Consider the following 7,103-nt stretch of genomic DNA (forward strand, 5'->3'; position numbering starts at 1 on the left):
TCTATTAGTAAAGGGTTTTATAAGGGGGTTAAAAAGAGCGGATTTGGTATGAGAATGTTCCCAATGCCTTGGTGACTTTTGAGCGGGTGGGAAACAACATCAAGCACACCAGCACCAGATCCCCCATGCCGTAACTCATGCCGATCATCCACTGTCCCCACCCGATTCCCTGAGAGAAACCATAGGCAACATTGAACGCACTATTGAGCAGCAAGACAATAACTGTCACGCCCTTTAGTAGTGGGATAAATGGTTGATATCTTTGATGATTTAGGTCTTGATTTTGCTCGTTTGAGAGCGTAGATATGGTACTAGCCATCGTTCCAGCCTCCGTTACAGGTTGGGTTGTTGGTCAGTCTTCCATGGGTGTTAGCAGCACCTTTGGAGGACGTTTTTAAGTGGTGTCAACTGACACCGATGTCATGGTTGAAGAGTACCTGTAATGCCCGACTGGTGCAATACCGCCATACTTCGCCAGTTGTTGGCGAAATGCTGGCGAGTAGGTTCGGGAAATAATTGGTCGTCTATAGTCGCCACACTTTTGGACAACAGAGGCGACCATGTGCGAGGTATTCACAGACCGTTGATGTAACCTTCTAAGTCAGCCGGCTTAATTCGCCAGGAACCGCCGAGCCTTATGGCTTTGAGTTGTCCTTCTTTGATGGCTCGCTTGAGGGTAGCCTTTCCTAAACCTGTTAAGGTCTGAGCATCACTAAGGGTGAGTAGAAGTTTCTTCTCAATGGGGAAAACTGGATTGGATTTGATGGCATCGGTCAGGGCGATAAGAGAATCAATCAAGGATGACGGGTCATCCATACTGACCAATGGCTGAGACTGAGAAATAGGAGCCAAAGAGTAGACATTGTCATCATTAGCTAGGGCTGGTCTGTGGATGGGTTCTTCTAACTGACGTTTTAGCTCATCTGGTAACGAGCTTGTCTTCCACGCTTGCCCTTGATGTATTTAACCCCGATGCGTCCTTGTTGAGTGTAGCGTTCTAAGGCACGGAGGCTAATACCCAGGTACTGAGCAGCATCTTGTTTTGAGATTTCATCCACTTAACTAATCCTCGCATTACCTCGCCACCAATTTACCACCGTCTGGCGAAGTAGTACGAGTATATAGAGTTTTCCTCATTAAGTACATCGGCCAAGGCTAAGGTAACGGTAGGTCATGAGGCAGTATGGGAAAGAAGATTATGGCATTGCGTTTTCTGGTCGGATGAGTGGCTTGGAGTGGATTTTACGCTGTCTGTTGAGCATTTTGATGAGTCTTACTCGTTGTAGTTGAGTGTCTCGTGACTTAATCCAAGGTAGCGATTTTAACTCGGTTTCTAACTCGTTTTTTTTCTTAGTTAAAATTTGCAGTTTTAGTCGGTTATAGCACTCGGTAAAAACATCGGCTCTTACCCTGACTTTTACCAAATCTTGCTTTGTCGGATCTTTTCGCAACTCATATATGTCATACTCTGCCCAACGTTTGCGTAGATTAACAACGTTTCTGTTAAGAAAAAACTTTGAGTGTTTTCCTGGGGTAGCTGCCACTAAAATAAGCCTTTTGGGTTGGAGAACTACCACCCTAAAGACGGCTAACCCTTTCTGCTTTCTCTTGTACCTTTTGTGTGCTTCATCTTCTCCATAAGCTTCAATGAGCTTCCCTTTAACTGTCTCAATGCACTTGTGGGGAGGCACTCTCGTTATGAGAACGAAATTATAACCCCTTGATATGACATCTTTTCTGAGAGCTGATACAGCACTATTGACGTTAGTATAGACTTTCATTTCTTATGTATCCTATCATGACCAAATGATAGTACATGGTACTGATTCTTCTTCGTGGTTCAAGAACGGTGGGGATGGCGTCTAGTTAACGCCTGAAAGCTAGTACAGTGCATAACCTAAACAGTTATGAATACCTCCTGTACGTGTTCTTGGTGTCCGCGCTGGATGCTGCGAGAGTAGCCCGTCCAGTGGTAACGAGGGCTTCACAAAGTAATACCTCGTTCATGTAATTTAATCTTTAACTTACATCGAGGAGTAATCTTGTGATTCGACTCGGTAAGTCCTCAGATACTCGCGTTTGGCGACAATGATGGGTTAGTTGAAGTGGTGAAAATCCGCACTCTATGACTCGGTTGCTGTGCAGCCGTTTAAGTGAGTCCGCTAAGGGGGAGTCCATCTGTGGTGACATGGATGTTCGTGTTTCGTAGCACGGTGCTTTCTGAAAAGGGAAGTATGACGAATAGCTCAACCCTATCGGCGTGTAATGCGCTTGGCGGTAATAGTGTCGAAGCTGGGGAAGGAATGACTTCCGAGTAAAGGGCAAATCGCTTTGATGAAAATCGTATTCGGTAAGGGGAGTTTGCCAACGTCTATCCCCTGAAATCTTAACCCTCTAATGTTAAGGAAAGTGGCACTAGGTAACTCTGGTGTTCATTACGATGGACTATGCAACAGGAGCGACACTTAAACAGACAACTAACCCTAAATTGGCACAGTCTTAGGGTACTGCGCTGATCTAGGTACAGCGCGTGTGCTTGGCTTACTACCAGTACACTGTACACCTCAGATTGAAAGCTGACGGTTATAAGATTCTCTACTTCTAGAGAGCGTATCATAGGCTGCCAGTCTGACGATGCGTGGCTACGGCTGACTACCGACTATGAGCCAGATGACGACCTGAAGGCACATTAACTTCACGAAGAAATAAGCGGTAAGAAAGGTGAGTGAGATACAGAACTCAACTCGCTTTCTCTGCTGTAGGCTAACTACCAATCGATACCATTTTGCTAAGGATACTCCAGTAACACGGGGGCTTTAGTCTCTACTCTATATATACTGTTTCACCTTTTCTGTTTGGACTCAGCAAAATTCTATGTAATGATCTGCACGTTTTTCAGCATAGCATAGTGAATTAGCTCCCTATTTCTACATAGGTAATGAGCTAAAAGGATGTTGGTTCGTCCTTGATACGAACCAGTAGCCCATAGTGTATCCAGGCTATAGGTGTAACTTGTGTGTCAGAGGTTTCTTGGAGTGTTTTTAGTGAATGTTGTTATTGATGGTTTAGTTGGCTTTTTAGAGGGTGAGCCGTTAATCACCTTCTTTCTCGTCTTTGTTTGGGCAACTGGGAAAGGAATAGAGCATGACTGATGAGAACAAGCACTTGATGAGATTGGAATTGGTGTTAGACGAGATTGCGTTAAAGACTCATTCTTGAGCTGATTTAGCCTAAGCCTTTCGTTCTAGCTTCTGGCTTTCGTTGTTCTTCTTTCTTCTTAGCCAGTTCGGCTTGACGCTTACTTCCAGCTTGGGCTTTTTGCTCGGCTGCTCCGCGTTCTTTTTTAACGCTTCGGTAGTAGAAAGAGAGAGTAGAGCCTTTGAGCTTGTAGCCTCCTTCGATGAAGAGTTCGGCTATCTCACTCCATTTATATCCTTTCGCTTTAGCTTGCGTAATCGCATCAAAGTGGCGGTACACAAACCCTTTTGCTGTATCTGTGTTCTCTGGATTGGTTCGATCTTCTAAAGCTTCTAACTTAGTGAGTAACTCTTGTTCTTTACTCTGAGTTCGTTTCTTAGTCATCATCAAAATGGGCGTTCCTCTACACCCCATGATAAACTATAACTTGTTAAACTTACTGATTCTTTTTCCCATACTGCCTCGTAGTTGAACTCCCCTTCAACTCGCCTAAAATGTGCAGCCACCTGTGCCGAGTTTCCCAATCTCTACAACCTTTCTCCAGAAAGGGTTCTAGCCACATCAAATTTTTGATGTATAACTGCGCTCTTACGAGCCAAAACAAGCACATCAAAAAAGTCATTAGAAAGGCATAGCAGGATGCTATAGAAAATTTCCTTTCCCAGTTGCCCAACAAAAGCAACATGAGAATATCCTTTCCCATCTGCCCATTAGGGGCTTCACTTTTTCACCTTTGCACGCAAATTTGCAAAACTTTGTAGGATTGTACAATTGCACAATCCCAAGCCAAAATCCTTTGCGCCTTTGCACAGATAGGTAATCACGATTACGCGTTGCCTTCAGTCAGCCTCTTACTGGTCATCTCGTTTCACTCGCTTTCCCCAGTAAGAGACCTCCTTCCGTCAACGCTGATCGTGCTAAGGGGCATCCACCCCTTCAGGAACCCCGTTCTTGAACCTGGTCATTTGAACAGCGACGCGAAGAATCGCCTTTAAGTCTTGTCCAAGTCACCTTCGAGGGTTTTTATCTTATCCCGCCTTTAAAAAGCTTTCCTGGAGCTTCTAAGAGCCTCTGAGGGTCAATCCATTCTCTTTCTCATCTTCCCTTGTTAAAAGTGTTACCCTCATTAATCACTGACTGCCTTTCTAAAAGAAGTTGAGATGATCGTCTTCCAAGAGTTGAGGAGATTGAGATCCCGAAAGAGCGCAAAACTCAAATCAGGCGATAGCTAAAAAGAGGAATAGGCGAAGCTAGCAAACAGATGATAGCGGGACGCTAACTAAGATAGAGCGACAGCTAAACCAGAAAATATGGCGAAGCTAAGAAAGTGGGTTCCAAGGGGTTTCCCCTGGCGAGATAGAGTGTTGCATCGTCCAGATAGGGACAATAGGGCGCAACACTTAATCGAGTTATGTATTTCCGACCGAAGGGAGGTAAGCGATCGATTGCGTAGCTGAGGGGGTAAGAAGGCGAGAGCTAGGGATAGAGAAAAAAGGTGAAACTGATCGCACAAGAGCTTCATGTAGGAAAGTATTAGGAAAGTGAAGACTGGCTATTTTGAGTAACAAAGAGAACGGGATAGCGAAATGAGAAGATTTTGAGATTAGCAGATTTAGAGATTTTCTTTTCCCAGTTGCCCCAAAAGTGTGTTCACCAAAGGTGCGCCTCTGGCGATCGCCGACTCTAAACAAATACCAGATAACACTATCTTTTCTGGTATTCTGGGGGGGTTAAACTGTGTTGAGTGAAGGTGTTAATGTCTGATGGGGGAGTTTCCCAAGCGGGTTATCCAATGGCTAAAGCGACGGCTAATGCTGATCTGATTACGCTCTGGCTCCATGATAAGAGTCCCAACAGCCGTCGGGGTTATCAACGGGATGTGAGGCAGTTTTTGATGGTGATTGGTGATTTACCGTTGTCTGAAGTGACTCTCAATGACTTACAGGCGTTCTCTAATGCTTTGGGAGCAAGGGGGTACAAAGTTTCCACGATCTCCCGCAAGTTAGCGGCGGTTAAGAGTTTGCTGACCTTCGGCCATCGAGTGGGAGTGCTGCGAGTGAATGTGGGGTCTCTGGTTAAGTTGCCCAAAGGAAAGGAGAAGCTGGCTGAACGGATTCTGAGTCAAAGTCAGGTTAGGGCGATGATTGAGCTGACTAAGAATTTGCGCGATCTGGTTTTGATTCGTTTCTTGTATGCGACTGGGGCGAGGGTGTCTGAGGTTTGTGTTTTGAAGTGGCGGGATGTTCAAGAACTCAGTGAAGGTCGCGCTCAGGTGAGTCTATTAGGGAAGGGGGGTAAGACCCGTGTGGTGGTTTTTAGTGCTGAGATGTGGGAGCTGTTACGCCAGCTTCGAGGGGGTGCGGGTTTAAATGCTCCATTGTTTAAGAGTCGCAAACAGGGAGGGCATCTTGATCCTTCACAAGTGAATCGAATTGTGAGGAAAGCGGCTGAGAGGGCAGGTTTAGAGGCGAAGGTGTCTCCTCATTGGCTACGTCATAGTCATGCTTCCCATAGTTTAGAGCGGGGTGCACCTCTCCAATTAGTTAAGGAGTCTTTGGGGCATTCCCATATTGCGATGACGGAGCGTTACCTTCATGCGCGACCGGATGAGTCCAGTGCTTTGTACTTGGGGGTTTAGAGACTCTAACTATCTGTTCAACTTCGGTATTGTTCAAAACAGGATCACACTTTTAAGAATCTTTTTTGCAATAGCAAAGTAGTTAGTCTCCAAAATTGCTTAAACATTTTAATTTTCGATACTTCTTTTTTGTCTGAATAGCTAAGCTCTTCATAAAATAATCTTCGATCTGAACGATTAAGGAAATAGGCAGCTATCTGTTGATTAGACTGTTCAAAGTTGGACATAAAGTCTTCGGCGAATTTTTGAGATATTAATGAATCATTATTATTGTAATATTTTATTGAATAATCTGAAATTAATTGCACAATTTTCCTTCTTTTACTATCAATATTTCTACTAGGATCAACCCAAGAAAAATAGTTATTAATAATTCTGATATACTCCAAAGAGTAAATGTCTAAAGATTCGTTATAACTCTTAGTTAATTTATACTTATTATCTAAGTTTATTTTGCAAGTCTTTAAAAAATCTTTTAACAGATCGTTTTCTATCATTTGATTCCTTTCAAAAACTTTGACTATAATTGTATTTTTTCCAAAAACTGATTCCCATTTTTGGAGAATATTCCAATAATCATAACGATTTTTAAGAGTTTTTTGATTAGGGAAACTAAAGGATTTAGTACGACCGCTACGGATGGCTGTGGAATAAGAACTAACTAAAAATTTATCTTGCCTACGTAGATAAATAATAATTTCAATCTCATTAAAGTGTTCTTTAAGAAGCATTTTTAGTTGTTCAATATCTTCAATCCTTGTCAATCGAGATGAGCAGTGTTCATTGGATAAAATGACTGTTTTATCATGGTTTAAACTTAACTCATGTGCTAAATCTTGCTTAAACTGGGATTGGAAATTGGAAACTTGCTCAGGAGTTGTTAACCCTAACTGCCAATGAATATTCTGAATATTGGTGTTTTTTAAGGAAAATATAGCTAGCTTAGTATGATTAATTTCTCCCGGAGAAGAAGGATAAAGATAACCATCCGCTAATAAATTTTGGCGATTTTGAGACAAAAATTGCTGGATAGTTGTTGTTCCTGTTTTTTCAGTACCAATATGAAGTAAAACTTTCATTATCTAATAAATTTTAAAGCTTTTAACTTAGATATGACAACATGACCTAATCGAAAAAATAGTAACACAACGATAGTGTCCTGACTTCTGAAACATTTAGAGTGACTCTTTTATTCTCCTATTTAAGAGATAAGACTCACATCTTGCACCAAGAAAAGTTGATATGAGGAACGATGGCTAAAACTCTT

7 protein-coding genes are annotated in these 7,103 nt (G+C 42.7%); 1 reads left to right on the forward strand and 6 read right to left on the reverse strand.

The genetic code is table 11. From position 1 onward, the window contains the following. Positions 1-28: 28 nt before the first annotated feature. The 5 genes from P9B04_RS11340 to P9B04_RS11360 all read right to left on the reverse strand — a co-directional run bounded on the left by P9B04_RS11340 (position 29) and on the right by P9B04_RS11360 (position 3,585). On the reverse strand, positions 29-319 hold the full coding sequence (locus tag P9B04_RS11340; RefSeq protein ID WP_342055097.1) for a hypothetical protein: 291 nt from the start codon (positions 317-319) through the stop codon (positions 29-31). A 254-nt stretch (positions 320-573) separates the two neighbouring features. Next, entirely contained in the window at positions 574-852 is a 279-nt protein-coding gene (locus P9B04_RS11345; protein ID WP_342055098.1) for a helix-turn-helix domain-containing protein, read from the reverse strand. A gap of 62 nt (positions 853-914) precedes the next feature. After that, positions 915-1,058 carry a helix-turn-helix domain-containing protein gene (locus P9B04_RS11350; RefSeq protein ID WP_342055099.1) on the reverse strand — a complete coding sequence of 48 codons (144 nt, stop codon included), beginning with the start codon at positions 1,056-1,058 and terminating at the stop codon, positions 915-917. 138 nt (positions 1,059-1,196) lie between these two features. Continuing rightward, positions 1,197-1,781, reverse strand: a complete 585-nt coding sequence (locus P9B04_RS11355) for a hypothetical protein (RefSeq protein WP_342055100.1) — start codon at positions 1,779-1,781, stop codon at positions 1,197-1,199. A 1,444-nt stretch (positions 1,782-3,225) separates the two neighbouring features. Continuing rightward, positions 3,226-3,585, reverse strand: a complete 360-nt coding sequence (locus P9B04_RS11360) for a hypothetical protein (RefSeq protein WP_342055101.1) — start codon at positions 3,583-3,585, stop codon at positions 3,226-3,228. A 1,369-nt stretch (positions 3,586-4,954) separates the two neighbouring features. Here P9B04_RS11360 and P9B04_RS11365 point away from each other — a divergent pair. After that, positions 4,955-5,836, forward strand: coding sequence for a tyrosine-type recombinase/integrase (locus tag P9B04_RS11365; protein ID WP_342055102.1), 882 nt, complete (start codon positions 4,955-4,957; stop codon positions 5,834-5,836). 44 nt (positions 5,837-5,880) lie between these two features. Here the strand turns inward: P9B04_RS11365 and P9B04_RS11370 are convergent, their stop codons facing one another. Continuing rightward, the gene (locus tag P9B04_RS11370; protein ID WP_342055103.1) at positions 5,881-6,915 is read right to left on the reverse strand and encodes a hypothetical protein; all 1,035 of its coding nucleotides are present in this window, start codon (positions 6,913-6,915) and stop codon (positions 5,881-5,883) included. Positions 6,916-7,103 lie beyond the last annotated feature (188 nt).

Origin of the sequence: Crocosphaera sp. Alani8 (genome assembly GCF_038442745.1) — a bacterium.
Classification (GTDB): domain Bacteria; phylum Cyanobacteriota; class Cyanobacteriia; order Cyanobacteriales; family Microcystaceae; genus Crocosphaera.

Bases quoted from the DNA above. Each gene is read 5' to 3' on its own strand.
- P9B04_RS11340 (WP_342055097.1), bottom strand. From the start codon at position 319: ATGGCTAGTACCATATCTACGCTCTCAAACGAGCAAAATCAAGACCTA.
- P9B04_RS11355 (WP_342055100.1), bottom strand. From the start codon at position 1,781: ATGAAAGTCTATACTAACGTCAATAGTGCTGTATCAGCTCTCAGAAAA.
- P9B04_RS11360 (WP_342055101.1), bottom strand. From the start codon at position 3,585: ATGATGACTAAGAAACGAACTCAGAGTAAAGAACAAGAGTTACTCACT.
- P9B04_RS11365 (WP_342055102.1), top strand. From the start codon at position 4,955: ATGTCTGATGGGGGAGTTTCCCAAGCGGGTTATCCAATGGCTAAAGCG.
- P9B04_RS11370 (WP_342055103.1), bottom strand. From the start codon at position 6,915: ATGAAAGTTTTACTTCATATTGGTACTGAAAAAACAGGAACAACAACT.